The organism is Amycolatopsis sp. CA-211722, from assembly GCF_056828465.1.
This window is the reverse complement of record NZ_CP184752.1, coordinates 8,321,522-8,340,564: the sequence shown is the minus strand read 5'-3', so window position 1 is coordinate 8,340,564 and position 19,043 is coordinate 8,321,522. Positions and strand designations below refer to the sequence as shown.

The window sequence follows — 19,043 nt, the reverse complement described above, 5'->3', positions numbered from 1 at the left end:
GTGCAAGATGCGAAGTACCCGGTGGATCGTGTTGGGCGGGTGTTTCCTCGCGTATCTGTTCGACGCGCTGGAAATCGTCCTGCTGTCGTTGGCGCTGCCGGCGATTCGCCACGACCTGGGCCTGTCGGCGACCCAAGCCGGTCTCCTGGCGACCGCGACGTTGCTGGGTATCGGGGTCAGCAGCGTCGCGGGCGGCTACGTGGCGGACAACTTCGGCCGGAAGAAGGCGCTGATCGCGTCCCTGCTCGTCTTCGGGGTGTTCACCGCGGCCTTGGCCGTCGTGCCGAACTTCGCCGTGTTCCTGATCCTGCGCTTCCTCGCCGGGATCGGGCTCGGCGCGGTCTGGAGCGTCGTGTCCGCCTACGTGGTCGAGACCTGGCCTTCGCGGCATCGGGGCCGTGCCGCCGCGTTCGTGATCAGCGCCTTCCCCGCCGGAGGCGCGCTCGCTGCGGTGGTGTCCGGGCAGTTCCTGCCCGATTGGCGGCTGATGTTCCTCGTCGCCGGCACCGCGGTGGCCGTGCCCGTGCTCGTCGTGCTGGTCTTCTTCCGCGAGTCGGCGGACTGGATCGCGCACAAGGTCCAGCGGACCGACCACGCGGTCACCGTGCGGGACGTGCTGAGCGGATCGCTGCGCCGGACCACCTTGCTGGGCACCCTCATGGCCGCGCTGGCACTCACCGGCTACTGGGGCGCGACGACCTGGCTGCCGACCTATCTCACCACCGAACGCGGTGTCCCCGCGGGTGACGTCGCGCTGTTCGTGACGATTCTGAACCTGGGAATGTTCCTGGGGTACAACGGTTTCGGCCTGCTCGCGGACCGGGTCGGCCGCCGCCGGACGATCATCTCGACCCTGCTCGGCGTCGCGCTCACCTTGCCCGTCTACGCCTTCACCACCGACCAGACGAGTCTTTTGTGGCTCGGCCCGCTGTTCGGTGCCTTCACCGCGTTCTTCGGCATTTTCGGCTCCTATCTCGGCGAGCTGTTCCCCACCCGGGCCCGCGCGACCGGGGCGGGATTCTGCTTCAACGTCGGCCGCGGCATCTCCGCGTTCGCGCCGTTCGGCCTGGCCGGGCTCGCGGGAGTCGCCGGATTCAGCGGAGGACTGCTCGTGTGCGCCGGTTTCTTCGCGCTGGCCGCACTGGCGACCTTGCTGCTGCCGCGCACCGGAGTCCGCGAACCCGTCGCCGACCGGTTCGAAGTCGAGGCAGGCGCATGAGCGCGACCATGAAAGCCGCCGTGTACCACGGAACCCGCGACCTTCGGATCGAGCGGGTCCCGATTCCCGAAGCTCGCGCGGACGAGGTGCTCGTGGCCGTCCGGCGCAGCGGGATCTGCGGCACCGACGCGACCGAGTGGGCCGCCGGACCGGTGATGGTTCCGCTGCACCGGCGGCATCCGGCCAGCGGCCATCTCGGGCCGATGATCCCCGGCCACGAGTTCGTCGGCGAAGTCGTCGACGGCCGTGCGGGGCTGCCCGAGGGTACGCTCGTCGCGGCGGGTGCCGGGGTCTGGTGTGGACGGTGCGATCGCTGTGCGCTGGGGCGTACCAACATCTGCCGCGACTATTACACCCTCGGTCTCAACGCCCCGGGTGGTCTTGCCGAGTACGTCGCGGCACCCGTCAGGACAGTGAGGCCGATTCCCGCCGGGCTGCCGCTCGACGCGGCGGGAATGGCGCAACCGCTGGCGGTCGGCTTGCACGCCGCCCGCCGTGCCGGCGTGCGCGACGGGGATTCCGTGGTGATCATCGGCGTCGGCGCGATCGGCGCGATCGGCACGTTCGTCCTGGCCGGGCTGAATCATCTGTGTCACGCCGACGTCACCGTGATCGACCTCCCCGGCGGCAAACTCGAGCGCGCGGCGAAGCTGGGCGCGGACCGCACGCTTTCCGCGCGCGAGGACGTCGTCGACGCGGTCCTGGAAAGCACCGGGGGCCGGGGCGCCGACGTGGTGATCGAGGCGAGCGGCGCACCAGGGCAGTTCGAGGCCGCGCTGAAGATGGTGGCCACCGGCGGCCGCGTGCTCGCCGTCGGCCTGCCCAAGGAAAGGCCCGCCGTGGACCTTTTCGCGCTGACCCTGCGCGAAGTCACCGTCGAGTCGACCGTTGCCCACGTCTGCGACGAGGACCTCGGCCCGGCGCTGGAGATTCTGACCGAAGGCACGCTCGGGCCACTGCTGCTCCACTCGGTGATCGAGCTGGACGACCTGGTCTCCCGTGGGCTGGAGCCACTCGCCGGAGGCCGGGTGGACGGCAAGATCCTGGTCGCGATCGGGGGTGTGGCGAGCGCCATATAGATACCCCATGGGGGTACTTGCGCCGAGTGTGGTCGCGGGCATAACTTCGTCTCCGTCAGATACCCCCTAGGGGTATCAAGTTCTCGAAAGGACGGTCGTCATGGCGGAGACAACCCCGGACCCACGACGGTGGTGGGCACTGGGACTCATAGCGCTGGCCCAGTTCATGGTCATCATGGACACCTCGATCATCGGCGTCGCACTACCCGCGATGCAGCAGGACCTCGGGTTCTCCCCGGGGGACCTGTCGTGGGTGTTCAACGCCTACGTCATCGCGCTCGCCGGGCTCCTGCTGCTCGGCGGACGCCTCTCGGACCTCTTCGGCGCGCGGAAGATGTTCACCGCCGGCTGGGTCGTGACCCTCGGCGGTTCCGTGGTCGCGGCGGTCGCGGGCACGGCGTGGGTCGAACTGCTCGGCCGGGTACTGCAGGGCGCGGGAGCGGCGCTGATCGCACCGTCCGCGCTGACCCTGCTGATGATGCTGTTCGGCGCGCGTCCCCGTGAGCTGACCAAGGCACTCGCGCTCTACAGCGCGGCCGCCCCGGCCGGTGGCACGGCGGGGGTGTTCCTCGGTGGCGTGATCACCGAATGGCTGTCGTGGCCGTGGATCTTCTGGCTCTACGTCCCGATTTCACTCATCGCGGTGCTCGCGACCGGAAAGCTGATGCCGTCCGCGCCCGCACGGCGTGGCTCGGTCGACATCGCCGGCGCCATCGCGGCGACCGCGGGCCTCGGGCTGACCGTGTTCGGTGTCGTCCGCGCACCGGAGGCGGGCTGGGACTCGGCGGGCACCTGGGGCGCGCTGGTGGGCGGCGTCGCACTGGTGGCGGTGTTCGTGCTGATTCAGCGCCGGCGTGAGATTCCGTTGGTGCGGCTGGGAATCTTCCGGACGCCGAACCTCGGCGGTGCGAACCTCGCGCAGTTCCTGCTCGGTGCGGCGTGGATCCCGATGTGGTACTTCCTCAACCTGTACCTGCAGCAGGTCCTCGGATACGGGGCGTTCGCCAGTGGTGCGGCGTTGCTGCCGATGACGGTGCTGATCGTGGTGCTGATGGTAGCGGTCGCGCCCCGGCTGATCGGCCGGTTCGGGCCGAAGAAGATGATCATCGGTGGCCTGTGGGCGCTGGCCGCGGGGCTGGTGTGGCTGTCGTTCGTCAGCCCGACGGGCAACTTCGTCGTCGACGTCCTGCCCGCGTCGCTGGTCGCGGCTCTCGGCCAGGCGCTCGCGTTCATCCCGTCACTGGGCACCGCGATCTCCAGCGCGAAGCCGGAGGAGGGCGGACTCGCGTCGGGCATCGTGAACACCTCGTACCAGATCGGCTCGGCACTCGGTCTCGCCGCGATGACCGCGGTCGGCGTTTCGTTCGGCGCGGGGCGGATCGGGGACCCGGTCGCGCTGACCGGCGGTTACTCGGCCGCGTTCCTCGGAGCCGCGGGAATCGCGGTCGCCGGTGGCTTCCTGGCCATGGCCACCCTCCGCACCCCGAAGCCCGAGCCGAGCGAGGTCGGCGGAGGTGAACCGGCGGTGACGCGATGACCGGCTGTATCCCGTGTGGAGGGTGAGACCGTTCCAGGTCCGCCCTCCACACGGTTTTTTCGGGTCCGGCCTCACATTCCGCGCGGCTGCCTCGTCGGTTGAACAGGAACGTCAACCAACGCAAGGAGATCGCGATGAACGCCAGGCTCGACTACTTCGGCAACAAGGTCGGTGGAAGGTTCGTGAAGGCCCTCGTCTCGGCGAACAAGGGGCTGGTCGACTCGCCGCTGTCGCTCACGATCCAGGAACTGGTACGGATGCGCGCGAGTCAGATCAACGGCTGCGCGGTGTGCCTGGACATCCACACCAAGGAAGCGGCCGCCGCGGGCGAAACGGGCGTACGGATCAACCTGGTCGCCGTGTGGCGGGAGGCGAACGTCTTCACCGAGGCCGAGCGTGCCGCGCTGGAGGTGACCGAACAGGCCTGCCGGATGGCCGACGGCGGCGTCGTCACCGATGAGGCGTGGGCGAACGCCGCCGAACACTTCGACGAGGACCAGCTCGCCGCGCTGATCGGGGTGATCTCGTTGATCAACGCCTTCAACCGGATGAACGCCATCGTCCAGAACCCCGGCGGCGACTACCGGGTCGGACAGTTCGCATGACGAGCACCGGGACGGCGCGCAACCGGGCGGCGTTCGACCGCTTTCACGACGCGACCAACAGCGGCAGCTACGACGTCATCGAGAAGACGATCGACGAGGTCGTCGCGCCGGACGTGGTGTTCCACGCGCCGGTGCCGATGGAGACGACAGGCGCGCAGGCGCTGAAACAGGTGTGGGCGGTGCTGCTGCGCGCGTTCCCCGATATCCGGGTCACGGCCGAGGACGTGCTCGCCGACGGCGACAAGATCGTCTGCCGCAACACCGTCACCGGCACCCACGGGGGCGAATACCGGGGAATGCCCGCCACCGGGAAACCGGTTTCCTACAGTGAGATCTTCATCCTCCGCTTCGCCGGAGGGCGGGTCGCCGAGATCTGGGGCGTGGTCGACGTCCTCACCCAGCTCCGGCAACTCGGCGCCCTCGCGGCGTAGCGATCAGGCGTCGGCCCACGGCCGCAGTTTCTCCGGGTTCCGCATCCCCCAGATGCGCTGGATGCGGTCGTCGGCGACGTGGAACGCGAAGACGGCGACGGTCCGCCCGGCCTGCTGGAGCACGAGGCCGGGCAGCCCGTTGACCTCCCGCTCCACCAGATCGATGCCGGACGTCAGGTGCGCCACCGTGATGAGATAGGTCGCGACCTCCTCGCGCCCTTCGAACGGGTGCAGCGCGGCCCTGACGACACCTCCGCCGTCACTGGCCGCCTTGACGTCCGGATCGAGGAGACCGATGAGGGCTTCGATGTCCTTGGCCTCCCACGCTTTCTTGAACTCCTTGACGAGGTCCGCCTGCCGGGCGACCGGGGCGGGCACGAGCCGCGTCGCACGGATGCGGCGGCGGGCGGACGTCGCCAGCTGACGGCAGGCGGCCGGGGAGCGGCCGACGATCTCCGCGACCTCGGTGAAGGGATAGCGGAAGACGTCGTGCAGGACGAACGCGACCCGCTCGGCCGGAGTGAGCGACTCGAGCACGACGAGGAACGCCATGTTGATCGACTCGTCGAGGGTGATCCGATCGGCCGGATCGTCGGTGGGCGGGCGCAGGGTCGTCCACTCGACATGCCCAGGCAAGGGTTCGGGGAGCCACTCGCCGACGTAGCGTTCCCGCCGCGCACGGGCCGAGCTGAGGAGGTCCAGGCAGATGCGGCCGGCGACCGTCGTCAGCCAGGCGCCGGGGGAGTCGATCGCTTCCCGCTGTGCCGGGGACAAGGCGTACCAGCGGGTGTAGGTCTCCTGCACCACGTCCTCGGCCTCGGAAAGCGAACCGACCAGGCGATACGCGAGCCCGATCAGCTGGCGCCGCTCACTCACGATCGCCTTCAACGCCGGGTCGAGCGGATCTTGCGGGTGTTCGGTCATGGGATGTCGCCCCCTGGGTCTCGTGCGCTGTCCCGGGTACGACGAGACACGGCCGCCGGATGTGAGGTCACTCCGCACGGATCGCCCTTCGGCAGACCTTCCATCGTGTGCCTGCGCCCGACCAGATCGATGAAGGAATTGGGCCTTGAGTGTCCCAACTCCTTCATCGACGAGCCACCGGCCAGCCACGTGCGGCTCGCGGGCTCCGCCTCGCGGCGGTAGCCACAGGAACAACAGCGGTCGGAGTGGCGGCTCGTGAAGCCTTTCCTCGCCCGGGCCGGTGGCGTGGGTCAGTGCGCCCCGGCTTCGGTGAGGATCCGGACGACGGCCGCCTGGCCTTTGGACCGGGCGTGGGCGAGGGGAGTGACACCCTGCTTGTCGGCGAGATCCACGTCGGCCCCGGCGGCGACGAGCGCTCGGACCACTTCCTGATGCCGCGGCCCGCCGTCACCGAGGACGACCGCTTCCAGCAACGCGGTCCAGCCGAGGTCGTTCACGTGGTCGACGTCGATCCCGCTGCCTGCCACCAACCGCACGTACTCGGCGTGCCCGCGTTCGGCGGCGGGAATCAGCGAGACGCCGCCGTACCGGTTGGTGATGGTCAGATCCGGTTTGGCTCCGAGCAGCAGCTTCGCCATCGGGACGCTGCCGGTGACGCCGGTGACCAGCCACGGCGTGTCGTGGCGCCCGTCGAGCGCGTTCGGATCGGCACCCGCCCGGACCAGGACTTCGGCGACGTCGACCCGGTTCTCGGTGACGGCGACGAGTAACGGGGTCCGGCCGCGATCGTCACGGGCCTCCAGGTCGGCGCCCGCGTCGACGGCCTGCCGGACGCGGTTCACGTCGGCTTCGAAGAGCTGGCTCACGGGGACTCCTTGACGGGGCGGCTGGGACGAGGCGGGCGGCGGGGCGGAGCTCGGTGCCGTCGGGGGTGGCGTGCTCGGTGCCTGGGGGGAGCAGGCACCGAGCACGAGGGCGGCGAGCAGTGCCACGATCGCCCGCTCACCGATCATCAGCGAAGTTCCCCGATGGCGCGCAGCCCGGCCGTGGCGAAACGCTCGTCGAGGTCGCCGCTGGGCGCCCCGCCGACGCCGATCCCGGCGATCGGGCCGCCGTTCGCAGCGACCGGCACACCGCCGCCGAGGAAGAGCGTGCCCGGGATGTCGCGGATGGTCGGGCCGTCACCCTGGGCGTTCTTGGCCAGCGCGGACGTGGGCTGGCCGAAGGAGACCGCGGTGAAGGCCTTGCGCTTGGCGGACTCTTCCGTCTGCGGTCCGGCGCCGTCGCCCTTGAGCAGCACGCGCACGTCACCCGAGCGGTCCACCACGGCCACGGTGATCCGCTGACCCTCCTTCTCGGCGGCGTCCAGCGCGGCCTGCGCGGCACGGGTGGCGGCGTCGACGCCGAGCACGCTGGTCTGCACGACGGCCTGCTGGGCGGGCGGCTGCGGTTTGCGGTCCTGTGCCTGCGCCGCGCCCACACCGGTGGCCAGTGCGACGGTCGCGAGACCGGCCGTCATGCCGAGGATGAGACGAGTGCGGGGGAGCTTGGCGTTCATCGGATTTCCTTTGCGGTGAGGGGGTGGTGCTTTCCCCTACGACTCTCCCGCTCGGCGGGGCCTGGCGAATCGGGAGAGTGGACATCGATCGGACGTCGAGTGATCGGTGGGGGCATCAACCGAACGATTGATGCGGAACACCCCGCCTCCCTGCTTACGATCATCGGCGACGAAGGGAGGACCGAATGAGAACGCACCTCGGCGCGGCCACCCGGCTGAACGCCGCGATGCATGCCGGGTTCTTCCTGCTGCTCGCCGCGTCGGTGGCCAGGTTCGTCGCGGGGCACGGGTTGAGCGGTGCCACACCGTTGATCCTCGTGCTCACCGGCGCGCTCGCGCTGGTGTATGTGGCGGGGATACTGAGCTGGGACGCGCTGGACCGGTGGCGTTCGGTGTGGTTGACGGCGGTGATCGGGGTCTGGCTCGCGCTGGTGGTGGCCGCGCCGAGTTTCGCCTGGTGCGCCGTGCCGTTGTTCTTCGTCTGCCTGCAGATGCTGAGCCCGCGGGTGATGGTCGCGGTCGTGCTCCTGCTGACCGCCGCGACCATCCTCGCCCAGCTGAGGATCGCGAGCGGGTTCGATCCGAGTCTCGTGCTCGCGCCCGTCGCGGTCGCGCTGATGGCCACGATGACCTTCCTGCAACTCGACAGTGACCGGAGGAAGCTGGGGGAAGCCGTCAAGGAGCTCCTGGGCGCCAGGGTCGATCTCGCGCAGAGCCAGCGGCTGGCCGGGATGATGAAGGAACGGGAGCGGCTGGCGCGGGAGATCCACGACTCCCTCGCCCAGGGGCTCTCGAGTATGCGGATGCTGCTGCAGGCGGCGGAGCGGTCGTGGGACACGGACCCGGAGCTGGCGAAAGCCCATGTGTCCCGCGCCGTCGAGGCGGCGGGGGACAACCTCGCCGAGGCGCGCCGGTTCGTCAAAGGCCTCGGATCGCCGCGGCTCGACGCCGGGGATCTCGCCGAGACCTTGAAGGAACTCGCCGAGCAGATCATGTTCGCCGCCATGCACGCGGTGCGCTTCGAGACCAGCGGAGACCCGTATCCACTGCCGCCCGCGGTCGAGGCGGCGCTGCTCCGGGTCGCGCAGGGCGCGCTGGCGAATGTGAGCGAGCACGCCAAGGCGACGAAAGCCGCCGTCACGCTGACCTACCTGGCCGACAAGGTCGTCCTCGACATCCGCGACGACGGTGTCGGCTTCGATCCTGCGTCGGCTCCTGCGAGCGGCGACCGGGGGAACGGTTTGCGGATGATCAGCGAGCGGCTCGCCGAACTCGGTGGTGAGATGGTCGTCGAGAGCGCGCCGGGCGAGGGCACCGCGCTCGCCGTCGCCGTGCCCACCAGGGAGGTCCGATGACCGTCCGGGTCCTGATCGTCGACGATCACCCGGTGGTGCGGGCGGGAATCGCCGCCCTGCTGGCGGGCGAATCCGGGTTCGAGGTGATCGGCGAATGCGCGGGCGCCGATGAGGCCGTTCTCTTCGCCACCGCGGAGAAACCGGATGTCGTGCTGATGGACCTGCAGCTCGGCGACGGCCCGGACGGCGTGAACGCCACCGAACGCCTGACGGCACTACCGGAGCCGCCGAAAGTGCTGGTGCTCACCACCTACGACGCCGAGCTGGACATCACCAGGGCGGTGGCCGCCGGCGCCACCGGCTATCTGCTCAAGGCGGGGCCGCCGGAGGACCTCTTCAAGGGCATACACGCGGCCGCGCGCGGGGAGACCGTGCTGGCACCTCAGGTCGCGGCTCGGCTTTTCGGGCACATGCGGGCTCCCGCTCCCGCGTTGAGCCCCCGTGAGACCGAGATCGTGCAGTTGGTGGCGGAGGGGTTGATCAACCGGCAGATCGCCGCGCGGCTGTTCATCTCCGAAGCCACGGTGAAGACACACCTGGTCCACATCTACGACAAACTCGGCGTCGACAGCCGTGCCGGTGCGGTGGCCGTCGCCACGGAACGGAGGATCATCCGCAACTGAAGGGTTCACCTCCCGACGATGAGGTGGTCCGCGGTCGCCATCGGTCTCGAACGTGCGGGCCGGGAGTTCCAGAGGCGCGACATCGAGGTTCTCGCCGTGAGTGGCGTTCCTGCCGCGAAAGCCACTTTCGAGACATCGGACGTCGCGGAAGTGGCTTTCGGGACATGGTTCGACGGTGTCGGAGCGCACGGCCCGGTGCGGCCTGGAACTCGGCGATTGTCCACGTTGGAGCGTTGCGAAAGCCACTTTCGCAACCTTCAGTGTTGGGAAAGTGGCTTTCGGGACATGGCTCGATGGTGTCGGGGCGTATGCCCGGTGCGGTCTGGAACTCGGCGATTGTCCACGTTGGAGCGTTGCGAAAGCCACTTTCGCAACCTTCAGTGTTGGGAAAGTGGCTTTCGGGACATGGTTCGACGGTGTCGGGGCGTATGCCCGGTGCGGTCTGGAACTCGGCGATTGTCCACGTTGGAGCGTTGCGAAAGCCACTTTCGCAACCTTCAGTGTTGGGAAAGTGGCTTTCGCGACATGGTCCGACGGCGTCAGAGCGCATGCCCAGTGCGGCTCCGAACCCGGCGACCGTCCACGCCGGAGCGTTGCGAAAGCCACTTTCGCAACCTTCAACGTTGGGAAAGTGGCTTTCGCGACATGGCTCGACGGCGTCGAAGCGCATTCCCAGTGCGGCCCGGAACTCGGCGACCGTCCACGTTGGAGCGTTGCGAAAGCCACTTTCGCAACCTTCAACGTTGGGAAAGTGGCTTTCGCAACGCCACACCCGCCAGTACGGGACACCGGCGAATCAGCGGCGTGGTTCGATCGTCATGTCGCCACGGGTCATCGCGAGCGTCGCGGCGCGGGAGAGCGTTTCGTGCGGGAAGCCGAGATCGATCGCGCTGGCCTTGTCGAGGCGGGCCAGGTGCGAGCCGGTGAACTCGACCTCCAACGCGCCGAGGTTGTCCTCCAGCTGGGCAGGGGTGCGGGCGCCGATGATGGGTGCGGTCACGCCCGGGTTCCGCAGCGTCCAGGCCAGCCCGATCTGAGCGGGGGTGCGGCCGAGCTCCGCGGCGACCTCCTTCACCACGTCCACGATGGCGAGGTTGCGTTCGGTGAGCGTGCCCAAGGCGAAGTTGAAGTTCTTGCGGGTGCCGTCCTCGGACGGCACCGTGGTGATGTCGTCCCGGCTGTACTTCCCGGTGAGCACGCCGCCCGCCAGCGGCGACCAGGGGACCACTCCCAGCCCCATCTCGCGCGCCATGGGGATCAGGTCGCGTTCCCCGGTGCGCTCGATCAGGTTGTACTCGATCTGCAGTGCGACCAGCGGCGACCAGCCACGCAGGTCGGCGATCGCCTGCATCCGGGAAACCTCCCAGGCCGGCGCGTTGGAGATCGCCACGTACAGGAGTTTGCCCTGCCGGACCAGATCGTCCATCCCGCGCAGGATCTCCTCGACCGGCGTCGTGAAATCCCACAGGTGCAGGTAAAGCAGGTCGATGTAGTCCGTGTTCAGCTGCCGCAGGCTGGCTTCCACCGACGCGAAGAGGCTTTTGCGCTGGCCGCCCCCGGAATTCGGGTCGCCCGGACGACGCAGGGTCGTGTACTTCGTCGCCAGTACGAGGCTCTCGCGGTTGTCGCGGGTGAATTCGCCCAGCAGTCGTTCGGAGCTGCCGTTGGTGTAGGTGCTGGCGGTGTCGATGAAGTTGCCGCCGCGTCCGACGTAGGTGTCGAACAGTTGGCGGGCTTCGTCCCGCCCGGTGCCCCAGCCCCATTCGGTGCCGAACGTCGCCGCGCCCAGCGCCAGCGGGGACACCCGCAGCCCGGAGCGGCCCAGCAGCCGATAGGTGTCGAGGGTGAGCGACATCGTGTCCTCCTGTATTCGCGATCCGTTGCCGAAGACGAGTCTGCGACCGCCGCGAGCAGGGAATAAGGGAGAAGACTTCCTGGGAACACCGGTCCCACCCTCGCTGTTGGACCGGGCATGACGACCTCCACCGTGGACACGACCCAGGAGCTGGCCGCGTTCCTGCGGACCCGGCGTGAACGCCTGGATCCGGACGAATTCGGCCTGCCGTCACGCCGCCGGTCCCGGCGGACCCCGGGGCTGCGCCGCGAAGAGGTCGCCGAACTGGCCGGGGTCAGCATCGACTACATCGTGCGGCTGGAGCAGGCGCGCGGGCTGCGTCCCTCGGCGGACGTGGTGGAAGCGCTCGCGCGCGCGTTGCGCCTGGCTCCCGACGAACGTCTCTACCTTTTCGACCTGGCCAGGCATCGACCCCGCAACGCCGACAAGCTCGCCACCAGCGCGGCGCCGCCGCTGGCCCGGCTGGTCGCCGATCTGTCGCCGCTGCCCGTCATGGTGCTGAACCATCGCTACGACATCCTGGCCTGGAACGACGAAATGGCGAGGCTGCTGGTGGACTTCGCCACGTTGCCGCCGTCGCAACGCAACGCGATGTGGTTGTGCCTCAAGCATCCCGAGGTGCGCGAGTTCTACGCGGACCGTGAACGTGTGGTGCGCGAAGGGATCGCCCATCTGCGCGCCGCCTGGGCCGCGCATCCGGACGATCAGGCCCTGGCCGGTCTCATCGCCGAATTCACCGCCGACCGGGAATTCGCGCGGCTGTGGGCCGAACGTGACGTCAAGGTCAAGGGCCGCGGGCGCAAGGTGGTGCGGCATCCCGAGGCCGGCGTGCTCGACTTGCACTACGAAGTGCTCACGCCGCTTCAGGACCAGGACCAGCGGCTGGTGATCTACCGCGCCATGACCGAGGAAAGCCGGACGGCGCTGGACCGGTTGTTCAGCACCTAGTCTTGGTGAGCCGGGCGGGCCGCCCGCACGGAGCAGGGTCTCCAGCGTTTCGAGCGGCTCGGGGACGACGGTGTACCAGCTCCAGGTGCCACACCGTTCCCGCTCGAGGATGCCAGCACCCGCAGGTGATGGCTGAGCGAAGACTGGCGCATGTCGAACTCCTCGGCCAGGTCGCAGAAACTCGCTTCGCCGCCGGGGGAATGCCGCACGAGTGACAGCAGGCGGATCCGGACGGGATCCGACAGCGCCTTGAACAGCTTCGCGGCCGTCTCGGCGTCTCCGGGCTCGACGACCGCCGCGGGTCCGGCCATCAGCAGGGTCACCGCGACAGGCTTCTGGACCGCGGGATGACAGCGGCCGCGGCCCTGGGCGGGCGATGCCGTCCGCCCAGGGCCTTCACACCCTTCAGGCGGTGACGAGCGACAAGCCGTAGTTCTGCAGGATCTCGTTCACCGGCTGGAACCAGGTCTCGCCGCCGGAGCCACAGTTGCCCCAGCCGCCGGAGGTGACTCCCTGCGCCTGGTCGCCGGTGATGAACGAACCGCCGGAGTCGCCGGGCTCCGCGCAGACGTTGGTGCGGGTCATCTGGTGCACCGCGCCCTGCGAGTAGTTGACCGTCTCGTTGTGCCCCAGCACGGTGCCGCAGTGCCAGTGCGTCGTCGAACCGGACCGGCACACCGACGTGCCGACCGGCGCGACCCACGAGCCGCGGACGAGCGCGTCGCTGACGGTGCCCCAGCCGAGGACGACCGGCGCGGTCCACCATCCGTTCCCGATCCGGATGAAGGCGTAGTCGTTGCCGGGGAAGGAAGAACCGGCGAAGTTGCCCATCGCCGAGCCGTCCCAGCCGACGACGGAGCTGCCGGTGCCGCCGCAGTGGCCCGCGCTGACGAATCCGCCGTGGACGGAGAAACCGATGGAGCAGCGGGTGTTCCCGTTGATGTAGTACGGGTCGCCGCCGACGGTGCCTGCCGCGAACGGCTCGGCCTTGGGGGCGGTGACCACTGTGACCGGACCGGATTTCCTCGCCCTGGCCAGGAAGTCGTCGACGTCGGAGCCGTGCGCGCCGGGCCGCACCGCGACCACGACGCTGCCGCTGCGCGGGTCGGCGCGCCAGCCGCTGACGGCCGCGGGAGCGGACCGGGTCTCGGCCGACCTGTCGATTTCGGCCTTGGCCGCGTCGAGCCGGGCCGCGCTGATCGCGGCCGCGGTGGGTTCGGCGCCTGCCTGCCGGACCGCGGGCGCGGCGGCCGGGTCGGTCACCCCGACGACGAGCTTGCCGCGCGCCGGATCGAACCAGGCGCCGCCGAACGCCGCACCGGCGGCCTGCTGGGCGGCGGGCAGCACCCGCGACGCGGTCATCTCCTGGGTGAGCCTGGCCGAGGCCTGCGCGGCCGTGAGCCCCAGGTCCCGCTGCATGGCGGCGATCAGTCCGGGGGAAGCCTGGGCGACGGGGGCGAGGGCGGCGGATGTGAGACTCGCGGTCAGGACGGCGGCGCCACCGACTGCCAGGGCGATTCTTCGACGCATGGTCTAGTCCTCCAAGGCCGGGGGAAAGAAACACACTGCCCGCCGAGTGTGCGGCCGGGGTCCGCGAAAGGGCGAGGAATGTCCGGTCTTCTGTCCGGAATTCACAAGAGCGAATCCCGGCGGGCCGCTTTTCGTTGTCCACTTAGGACGAACGGCTGCCCGAGCGCCCCCGCCGGGGTTCCAGTACGTTGCGGGATATGACCGCGTCGCCGGAGGATGTGCCGGAGCAGGTGCTGCGCACCTCGATCGTGGAGCGGTTGTTCGCTCGTGAAGCCGACTCGCGCCCGCTGTTCACTCACCAGGACCACAGTGCGGGTGTGGACAGCACGGTCACCTGGACGGAGTTCGTCTCGCGTGTGCGAGTGGTCGCCGGCGCGCTGCGCCTGGTCGCACGGCCCGGAGATCGTGCCGCCGTGCTCACCGGCCAGGACCTGAACTACCCCTTGGCGTTCTTCGGGGCACTCGCCGCCGGGCTCGTCGCCGTGCCGTTGATGGCGCCGGGCAGCCCTTCCCAGCGAGCCAGGCTCGCCGGTGTGCTGGAGGACAGCGGCGCACGGGTTTGGCTGACCTCGTCGGCCGCGGCCGCGAAGGTACGCGAAGCGGGCACACCGGACCACCTGATCGTGGTCGACGAACTTTCCGGGCCGGGGGCCGATCCGCTCCCCGTCGCACCGGAAAGTCCCGCGTATCTGCAGTACACGTCCGGGTCGACCCGGGAGCCCGCCGGTGCCGTGATCCCGCACCGGGCGGTCGCCGCCGCCTGCTGGCAGGCGAGCCGGGCCTACGCCGTCGACGAGGGCACGACCTGCGCCGGCTGGATCCCGTTCTTCCATGACATGGGCCTGATTCAGCTGCTGTGCCTGCCGGTCCACGCGGGGGCGCGCTCGGTGTTCATGTCACCCGCCGAATTCGTGCACCGCCCGGTGCGATGGCTGCGTCAGCTCGCCGATCACCCGGCCGTGTTCACCGCCGCGCCGAATTTCGCGTTCGACCTCGCCGTCGAAGCGGCCGGACAGGCGGGGGACGACCTCGACCTCTCCGACGTCCGGATCGCGCTGAACGGCGCCGAGCCGGTGCGGCCGGATACGGTCGCGCGTTTCCTGGAAGCGTTCGGTCCGCACGGATTCCGTGCCGAGGCCCACCGTCCGTCCTACGGCCTGGCCGAGGCCACCGTGTACGTCGCGAGTGCGGGCGCGGAAGGGCCGCGAAGTGCGGTGTTCGACCGCGAAGCCCTCGCGCAGGGCCGGGCCGTCGAGGTGCCGGACGGTCAGGAACTCGTCTCGGTCGGCCGCCCGCTCGGCCAGCGGGTCCGTATCGTCCGGAACGGGGTGGCGCAGCCCGACGGCCTGGCCGGGGAGATCTGGATCCACGGTCCGAACGTCGCGACGGGATATTGGGGCCGTGGCGACGCCGCCGCGTTCGACGGTGAACTCGACGGCGAGGGCGGCTGGTTGCGCACCGGTGATCTCGGCGTGGTCCACCGCGGCGACCTCTACATCACCGGCAGGCTCAAGGACCTCATCGTCGTCGACGGCCGCAACTTCCACCCGCAGGACATCGAGGCGGTGGCGGGTGCGGCGCATCCGGCGATCCGCCGCGACCGGGTCGCCGCATTCGCTGTCACGGACGAAAGGGGTGAAGGGGCGATGTTGGTAGCCGAATGGGCAAAGAACGCCGAAGCGGATGTCAAAGAAGTGACGCGAGTGGTATTACGCGCGGTTTCCCGGGAACATGATCTGACGCTGCGATCGGTACGTCTGGTTCCCTCCGGTGACCTTCCGCGCACTTCCAGTGGCAAGGTCGCGCGGGCCGCGGCGAGGGCGCGTTATAGTCGGCCCCGTGGGTGATCACCGCGCGGAGGTCGTGAAGGTCGTCAGTGAGACTTTTCGGCTTGATCCCGCCGAAATCGAGTCCGACGCGCCGCTCGAAGAGCTGGGTATCGACTCCAAGGGACGGATAAAACTCCTGTCGGCGCTGGAGATCTACCACGACGTGAGGATTGATCTGGACCAGCTGGACCGGTTCACCGACATCGGGTCGGTGGCCGAAGTGCTCGCAGAGGCACTCGGCGGTAAGGCCGACGGATCCGACGAAAGGCGCTGAAAAGAATGAGCGGGGGCTTCACCGCGGCGACCGATGCGCTTTCATCGGCGTCGAAGAACATCGGAAAGCTGACGGAACAGTTGCTCGAAGACAACCCGGATCTGTCGAGCACACCGGTGAACGCCGCGGGCTTCGGCCAGGCGCACGGCGACCACTCGAAGAAGTACACCGACGGGGTGGCGGCGTTGTGGGCGTCGGTCCAGGGGTACAGCACCACGCTCGGCTCGTTCGGCACGAACCTCGGTACCGCGGCCACCTCCTACGGCACCAACGAGGACGAGCAGAAGAACAAGATCACCGAGACGGGGATGCGCTAGTGGCCACCGAAACCACCTGGACCGACGTCAAAGCGGTGCTCGACGACCCGGCCGTTCCCGCCGAGCAGAAGACCAAGCTCATCGGCTCGTGGATGAGGACGCATCCCGCGCCCCCGCCGTGGTCGGCGGACCAGGAGCCGGAGGAGATCAAGGAGAAGCGCAAGGAAGCCGAGAAGTACGCGGCCTCCTACAACGCCATCCCGTTCCTGGCGTCGGACGACGTCGGCAAAGTCTACGACGAAGCGAAGAAGGCCGGAGATCAGGCCAGCTTCACCCAGAACGAAGAAACGAAGGCCGTCGACGAAGGCGGCAAGAAGCTCGACGGTGCGAAGGAACCCACCGCGGAGGGCGCCGGGACCAAGACGTCGGACGAGATCTTCGACGCCGCCGCGCCGGCGCTCAAGGTCTTCCAGACCTTCGGCTCGCTGCTGGCGAAGGTCCCGGAAGACTGCCGTGGCACCTCTCGCGCGCTCGATTTCGAGAAGGACATCCAGAAGCCGTTCGACGAGCAGCGCGGGATCAGCTTCAAGAACTTCGTCGACGACGCCGCGCATTTCAAGACCGGTTCGAAGACCGTGCAGAAGGCCATCGACGACACCGGTTCCCAGCTGACCACGCTGTACGGGACCTGGACCGGGAAGGCCGCGGACGCCTCGTCGGACAACTACAACGAGAAGATCCTCCCGAAGGCCAAGAAACTCTCGCAGACACTGGACAACGCGAGCGAAGCGACACTGGCCACCACCGCCACGGTGTTCAAACTGTGCAAGGGCAAGGCCGACACGGTCGTCGACCTCTACAAGGAGATCGTCGGCAAAGCGGACTTCGCGATGGCGCAGAAGGTCATCGCCATCGCCGCCGGGGAGAAGAGCGGCAAGGAGGACCTCGGCGCGATCGCGGGCTGGATGGACGTCAACTTCGGGTCCAACCTGGTCCAGCAGCTGAACAACGACGGCTGCTGCGACGACGACGAGTTCAAGAAGGCGGGCCAGAACCTCGCCAAACAGTGGATCCAGAACCAGTTCATCCCCGAGATGTGGACCATCATCTACGAGGGATTCGCCAAGTCCTGCAAGGAAACCAAGGATTTCGTCAACCAGGCCTACGACGAGCTCGACAAGGTCATGGGCAAGGTCAAGAACGAGTTCGAAGGCGCGGGCGGGGCCGGTGGAGCCGGTGGTACCGGCGGCGGGCCCGGTGGCCCTGGCGGCACGGGTGGCGGGCCCGGCGGCGGTCAGGGGCCGGACTTCACCGGTGGCCAAGGTGGCACGGGCGGCGGTCCCGGCGGCTCGGGGACCGGCGGTCCCGGTGGCGGGCCGGGTGGCTCGGGGACAGGCGGTCCGGGTGGCTCGGGCAACGTCCCGGACTTCACCGGCGGCACCGGTGGCACCGGTGGCGGTCCTGGCGGTGGCGGCCCCGAGGGCGGCTCCGGCAGCGGTCCCGGTGGCGGAGGTTCCGGCCCGGGCGGAGGCGGAACCGGTGCGACGGGCGACGTCAAACCCCCGCCGGTCCCGGACGTGAAGATTCCCGAGAGCGGCTCCGGATCGCCGGGTGGTTCCGGCGGCGGGCCGGAGGCGAACAAGGATCAGACGTCGCCCTCGGGCTCGGCCCCGCCGCCGTCGAACGGCGACGAGCAGAAGGCCGCGGCCGAAGAGGCGAAGAAGCAGGCCGCCGCGGCGGCCGAGAACGCCAAGAAGCAGGCGTCCGAGGCGCTGGGCAAGCTGGGCGACGGTCCGTCCGGTACCGATCTCGGTGGTTCCGGCGGCTCCGGACCGGGCGGCGGCGGACCTGGTGGCGGCGGCAGCACCGACGCCGCGGCCGAAGCCAAAGCGGCGGCCGAGAAAGCCGGCGAAGAGGCCAAGAAGCAGGCTTCCGACGCGCTCGACAAACTGGGCGACGCCCCTGGCGGCACTGGCGACGGTGACTCGAAGGACGGCGAGAAGTCCGCGGACGAGGCGAAGAAGAAGGCGTCGGACGCCTTGGACAAGCTCGACGACGAGTTGTCCGGCGAAGACAAGCTGGCCGGGGACAAGCCCGGTGAGGACGGCGACAAGGCCGAGGACGGCGAACGCGAGACCCTCAAGGTCAAGCAGGGCGACACGACCTTCGAGATGACCGAGCCGGACAAAGACGGCGAGATGGAGATCAAGGTCGGGGACGGCTCCGGGCCCGCCAAGGACTTCAAGCTCGACTGGACCGGTGAGGGTGACGAGTCCAAGCTGGGCTCCACTTCGGGTCCGAACGACGGGGATCCGGGCGACGGCAAGCCGGACAAGGACGGCGTCCATCGTCCCGGGCCGGACGGCAAGATCCACATCCAGGACGGCGACCTGAAGATCACCGCCGAACGCCCCGACGGCCCGTCCGGGCCCACGGTCGTCACGGTGGACGACGGCACCGGCAAGCCGACGACGTACACCCTCGGTGAGGACAAGCCCGCCACCGACAAGCCCTCGCATCCGGCGACACCTGTCACCGGGACGGCGCAGCCCGACGCCAAACCGGCGTTCACCCCGCACCAAGGCGGCGGCGGAACCGTTCCCGACGGGATCCGTGCCGGTGACACCGGTGGCGGATTCGGAGGCGGCGGCGGTGGTGCCTCGGCGCCGTCGGTGCCCTTCGAAACTGCGAGCCCCGCGACGGGCCAGTCGCTCAGTGAAGGCGTGCACACCGGTGGCGGCGGGACATCCCAGCCCCAGCCTGTGGCCGCGGGTGCCCCGTCCGCTCCGATGAGCGGCCCGTCGGGTCAGTCGTTCGGCGGGGGCGCGATGCCGCCGATGGGCATGGGCGCCGGCGGAGCGGGCGGACAGGGCGGAGACCAGGAACGGACCAACCGCGCGTACCGGATCGAGGGCGAGGTGTTCGACCGGATCAACGAACCCACCGGCCGGATCACCGGTTCGCTGCTCGACGACGAGGACCAGTCGGCCACCCGCAAGCGGTGAGCCGGGGCAGGGGA

18 protein-coding genes are annotated in these 19,043 nt (G+C 69.3%); 12 read left to right on the top strand and 6 right to left on the bottom strand.

Annotated features, from left to right (window positions below; translation table 11 throughout):
* Positions 1 to 7: 7 nt before the first annotated feature.
* The 5 genes from ACOCEP_RS38160 (at position 8) to ACOCEP_RS38140 (ending at position 4,871) form a co-directional block, all read left to right on the top strand.
* A complete protein-coding gene (locus ACOCEP_RS38160) occupies positions 8 to 1,219 on the top strand; it encodes an MFS transporter (RefSeq protein ID WP_482334699.1) in 1,212 nt (403 codons plus the stop codon).
* Positions 1,216 to 2,298 (top strand): zinc-dependent alcohol dehydrogenase, encoded by a 1,083-nt coding sequence (locus ACOCEP_RS38155; RefSeq protein ID WP_482334698.1) that lies wholly within the window; start codon positions 1,216 to 1,218, stop codon positions 2,296 to 2,298. The genes ACOCEP_RS38160 and ACOCEP_RS38155 overlap by 4 nt, the downstream gene beginning before the upstream one ends.
* Positions 2,299 to 2,398: 100 nt before the next feature.
* Positions 2,399 to 3,835 carry an MFS transporter gene (locus ACOCEP_RS38150; RefSeq protein ID WP_482334696.1) on the top strand — a complete coding sequence of 479 codons (1,437 nt, stop codon included), beginning with the start codon at positions 2,399 to 2,401 and terminating at the stop codon, positions 3,833 to 3,835.
* A gap of 134 nt (positions 3,836 to 3,969) precedes the next feature.
* The gene (locus tag ACOCEP_RS38145) at positions 3,970 to 4,440 is read left to right on the top strand and encodes a carboxymuconolactone decarboxylase family protein (RefSeq protein WP_482334694.1); all 471 of its coding nucleotides are present in this window, start codon (positions 3,970 to 3,972) and stop codon (positions 4,438 to 4,440) included.
* On the top strand, positions 4,437 to 4,871 hold the full coding sequence (locus ACOCEP_RS38140; protein ID WP_482334693.1) for an ester cyclase: 435 nt from the start codon (positions 4,437 to 4,439) through the stop codon (positions 4,869 to 4,871). The genes ACOCEP_RS38145 and ACOCEP_RS38140 overlap by 4 nt, the downstream gene beginning before the upstream one ends.
* 3 nt (positions 4,872 to 4,874) lie before the next feature.
* On the opposite strand, the gene sigJ is transcribed toward ACOCEP_RS38140, so the two are convergent.
* The 3 genes from sigJ to ACOCEP_RS38125 all read right to left on the bottom strand — a co-directional run bounded on the left by sigJ (position 4,875) and on the right by ACOCEP_RS38125 (position 7,353).
* Positions 4,875 to 5,795, bottom strand: a complete 921-nt coding sequence (sigJ, locus tag ACOCEP_RS38135) for an RNA polymerase sigma factor SigJ (RefSeq protein ID WP_482334691.1) — start codon at positions 5,793 to 5,795, stop codon at positions 4,875 to 4,877.
* Positions 5,796 to 6,085: 290 nt separating this feature from the next.
* The gene (locus tag ACOCEP_RS38130; protein ID WP_482334689.1) at positions 6,086 to 6,661 is read right to left on the bottom strand and encodes an ankyrin repeat domain-containing protein; all 576 of its coding nucleotides are present in this window, start codon (positions 6,659 to 6,661) and stop codon (positions 6,086 to 6,088) included.
* A 146-nt stretch (positions 6,662 to 6,807) separates the two neighbouring features.
* Positions 6,808 to 7,353 (bottom strand): GlcG/HbpS family heme-binding protein, encoded by a 546-nt coding sequence (locus ACOCEP_RS38125; protein WP_482334687.1) that lies wholly within the window; start codon positions 7,351 to 7,353, stop codon positions 6,808 to 6,810.
* 185 nt (positions 7,354 to 7,538) lie between these two features.
* Here ACOCEP_RS38125 and ACOCEP_RS38120 point away from each other — a divergent pair, with 185 nt between their 5' ends.
* Positions 7,539 to 8,708: a sensor histidine kinase gene (locus ACOCEP_RS38120; protein WP_482334686.1), complete on the top strand. Its 1,170-nt coding sequence runs from the start codon at positions 7,539 to 7,541 to the stop codon at positions 8,706 to 8,708.
* Positions 8,705 to 9,331, top strand: coding sequence for a response regulator (locus ACOCEP_RS38115; RefSeq protein ID WP_482334684.1), 627 nt, complete (start codon positions 8,705 to 8,707; stop codon positions 9,329 to 9,331). Before ACOCEP_RS38120 ends, ACOCEP_RS38115 begins: the two co-directional genes overlap by 4 nt.
* A 796-nt stretch (positions 9,332 to 10,127) precedes the next feature.
* Here the strand turns inward: ACOCEP_RS38115 and ACOCEP_RS38110 are convergent.
* Complete coding sequence (locus ACOCEP_RS38110; protein ID WP_482334682.1) at positions 10,128 to 11,186, bottom strand: aldo/keto reductase; 1,059 nt, start codon at positions 11,184 to 11,186, stop codon at positions 10,128 to 10,130.
* A gap of 117 nt (positions 11,187 to 11,303) precedes the next feature.
* On the opposite strand from ACOCEP_RS38110, the gene ACOCEP_RS38105 reads away from it, so the two are divergent.
* On the top strand, positions 11,304 to 12,134 hold the full coding sequence (locus ACOCEP_RS38105; RefSeq protein WP_482334680.1) for a helix-turn-helix transcriptional regulator: 831 nt from the start codon (positions 11,304 to 11,306) through the stop codon (positions 12,132 to 12,134).
* On the opposite strand, the gene ACOCEP_RS38100 is transcribed toward ACOCEP_RS38105, so the two are convergent.
* A complete protein-coding gene (locus ACOCEP_RS38100) occupies positions 12,131 to 12,457 on the bottom strand; it encodes an ArsR/SmtB family transcription factor (RefSeq protein ID WP_482334678.1) in 327 nt (108 codons plus the stop codon). The genes ACOCEP_RS38105 and ACOCEP_RS38100 overlap by 4 nt on opposite strands.
* 82 nt (positions 12,458 to 12,539) lie before the next feature.
* A complete protein-coding gene (locus ACOCEP_RS38095) occupies positions 12,540 to 13,664 on the bottom strand; it encodes a S1 family peptidase (protein ID WP_482334676.1) in 1,125 nt (374 codons plus the stop codon).
* Between the two features lie 197 nt (positions 13,665 to 13,861).
* Here ACOCEP_RS38095 and ACOCEP_RS38090 point away from each other — a divergent pair, with 197 nt between their 5' ends.
* The 4 genes from ACOCEP_RS38090 to ACOCEP_RS38075 are packed head-to-tail and all read left to right on the top strand — an operon-like array spanning position 13,862 to position 19,029.
* Complete coding sequence (locus tag ACOCEP_RS38090) at positions 13,862 to 15,511, top strand: fatty acyl-AMP ligase (RefSeq protein ID WP_482334674.1); 1,650 nt, start codon at positions 13,862 to 13,864, stop codon at positions 15,509 to 15,511.
* Positions 15,504 to 15,767, top strand: coding sequence for an acyl carrier protein (locus ACOCEP_RS38085; protein ID WP_007030132.1), 264 nt, complete (start codon positions 15,504 to 15,506; stop codon positions 15,765 to 15,767). The genes ACOCEP_RS38090 and ACOCEP_RS38085 overlap by 8 nt, the downstream gene beginning before the upstream one ends.
* Positions 15,768 to 15,772: 5 nt before the next feature.
* On the top strand, positions 15,773 to 16,084 hold the full coding sequence (locus ACOCEP_RS38080) for a hypothetical protein (protein WP_482334672.1): 312 nt from the start codon (positions 15,773 to 15,775) through the stop codon (positions 16,082 to 16,084).
* Entirely contained in the window at positions 16,084 to 19,029 is a 2,946-nt protein-coding gene (locus ACOCEP_RS38075) for a WXG100 family type VII secretion target (protein WP_482334670.1), read from the top strand. The genes ACOCEP_RS38080 and ACOCEP_RS38075 overlap by 1 nt, the downstream gene beginning before the upstream one ends.
* The last annotated feature ends 14 nt before the right edge of the window (positions 19,030 to 19,043 follow it).

What these genes read in the sequence shown, in the direction of transcription:
- ACOCEP_RS38095 (WP_482334676.1), bottom strand. Translation starts at nt 13,664, where the DNA reads ATGCGTCGAAGAATCGCCCTGGCAGTCGGTGGCGCCGCCGTCCTGACC.
- ACOCEP_RS38150 (WP_482334696.1), top strand. Translation starts at nt 2,399, where the DNA reads ATGGCGGAGACAACCCCGGACCCACGACGGTGGTGGGCACTGGGACTC.
- sigJ (WP_482334691.1), bottom strand. Translation starts at nt 5,795, where the DNA reads ATGACCGAACACCCGCAAGATCCGCTCGACCCGGCGTTGAAGGCGATC.
- ACOCEP_RS38110 (WP_482334682.1), bottom strand. Translation starts at nt 11,186, where the DNA reads ATGTCGCTCACCCTCGACACCTATCGGCTGCTGGGCCGCTCCGGGCTG.
- ACOCEP_RS38115 (WP_482334684.1), top strand. Translation starts at nt 8,705, where the DNA reads ATGACCGTCCGGGTCCTGATCGTCGACGATCACCCGGTGGTGCGGGCG.
- ACOCEP_RS38160 (WP_482334699.1), top strand. Translation starts at nt 8, where the DNA reads ATGCGAAGTACCCGGTGGATCGTGTTGGGCGGGTGTTTCCTCGCGTAT.
- ACOCEP_RS38155 (WP_482334698.1), top strand. Translation starts at nt 1,216, where the DNA reads ATGAGCGCGACCATGAAAGCCGCCGTGTACCACGGAACCCGCGACCTT.
- ACOCEP_RS38145 (WP_482334694.1), top strand. Translation starts at nt 3,970, where the DNA reads ATGAACGCCAGGCTCGACTACTTCGGCAACAAGGTCGGTGGAAGGTTC.
- ACOCEP_RS38120 (WP_482334686.1), top strand. Translation starts at nt 7,539, where the DNA reads ATGAGAACGCACCTCGGCGCGGCCACCCGGCTGAACGCCGCGATGCAT.
- ACOCEP_RS38105 (WP_482334680.1), top strand. Translation starts at nt 11,304, where the DNA reads ATGACGACCTCCACCGTGGACACGACCCAGGAGCTGGCCGCGTTCCTG.
- ACOCEP_RS38125 (WP_482334687.1), bottom strand. Translation starts at nt 7,353, where the DNA reads ATGAACGCCAAGCTCCCCCGCACTCGTCTCATCCTCGGCATGACGGCC.
- ACOCEP_RS38080 (WP_482334672.1), top strand. Translation starts at nt 15,773, where the DNA reads ATGAGCGGGGGCTTCACCGCGGCGACCGATGCGCTTTCATCGGCGTCG.
- ACOCEP_RS38090 (WP_482334674.1), top strand. Translation starts at nt 13,862, where the DNA reads ATGACCGCGTCGCCGGAGGATGTGCCGGAGCAGGTGCTGCGCACCTCG.
- ACOCEP_RS38140 (WP_482334693.1), top strand. Translation starts at nt 4,437, where the DNA reads ATGACGAGCACCGGGACGGCGCGCAACCGGGCGGCGTTCGACCGCTTT.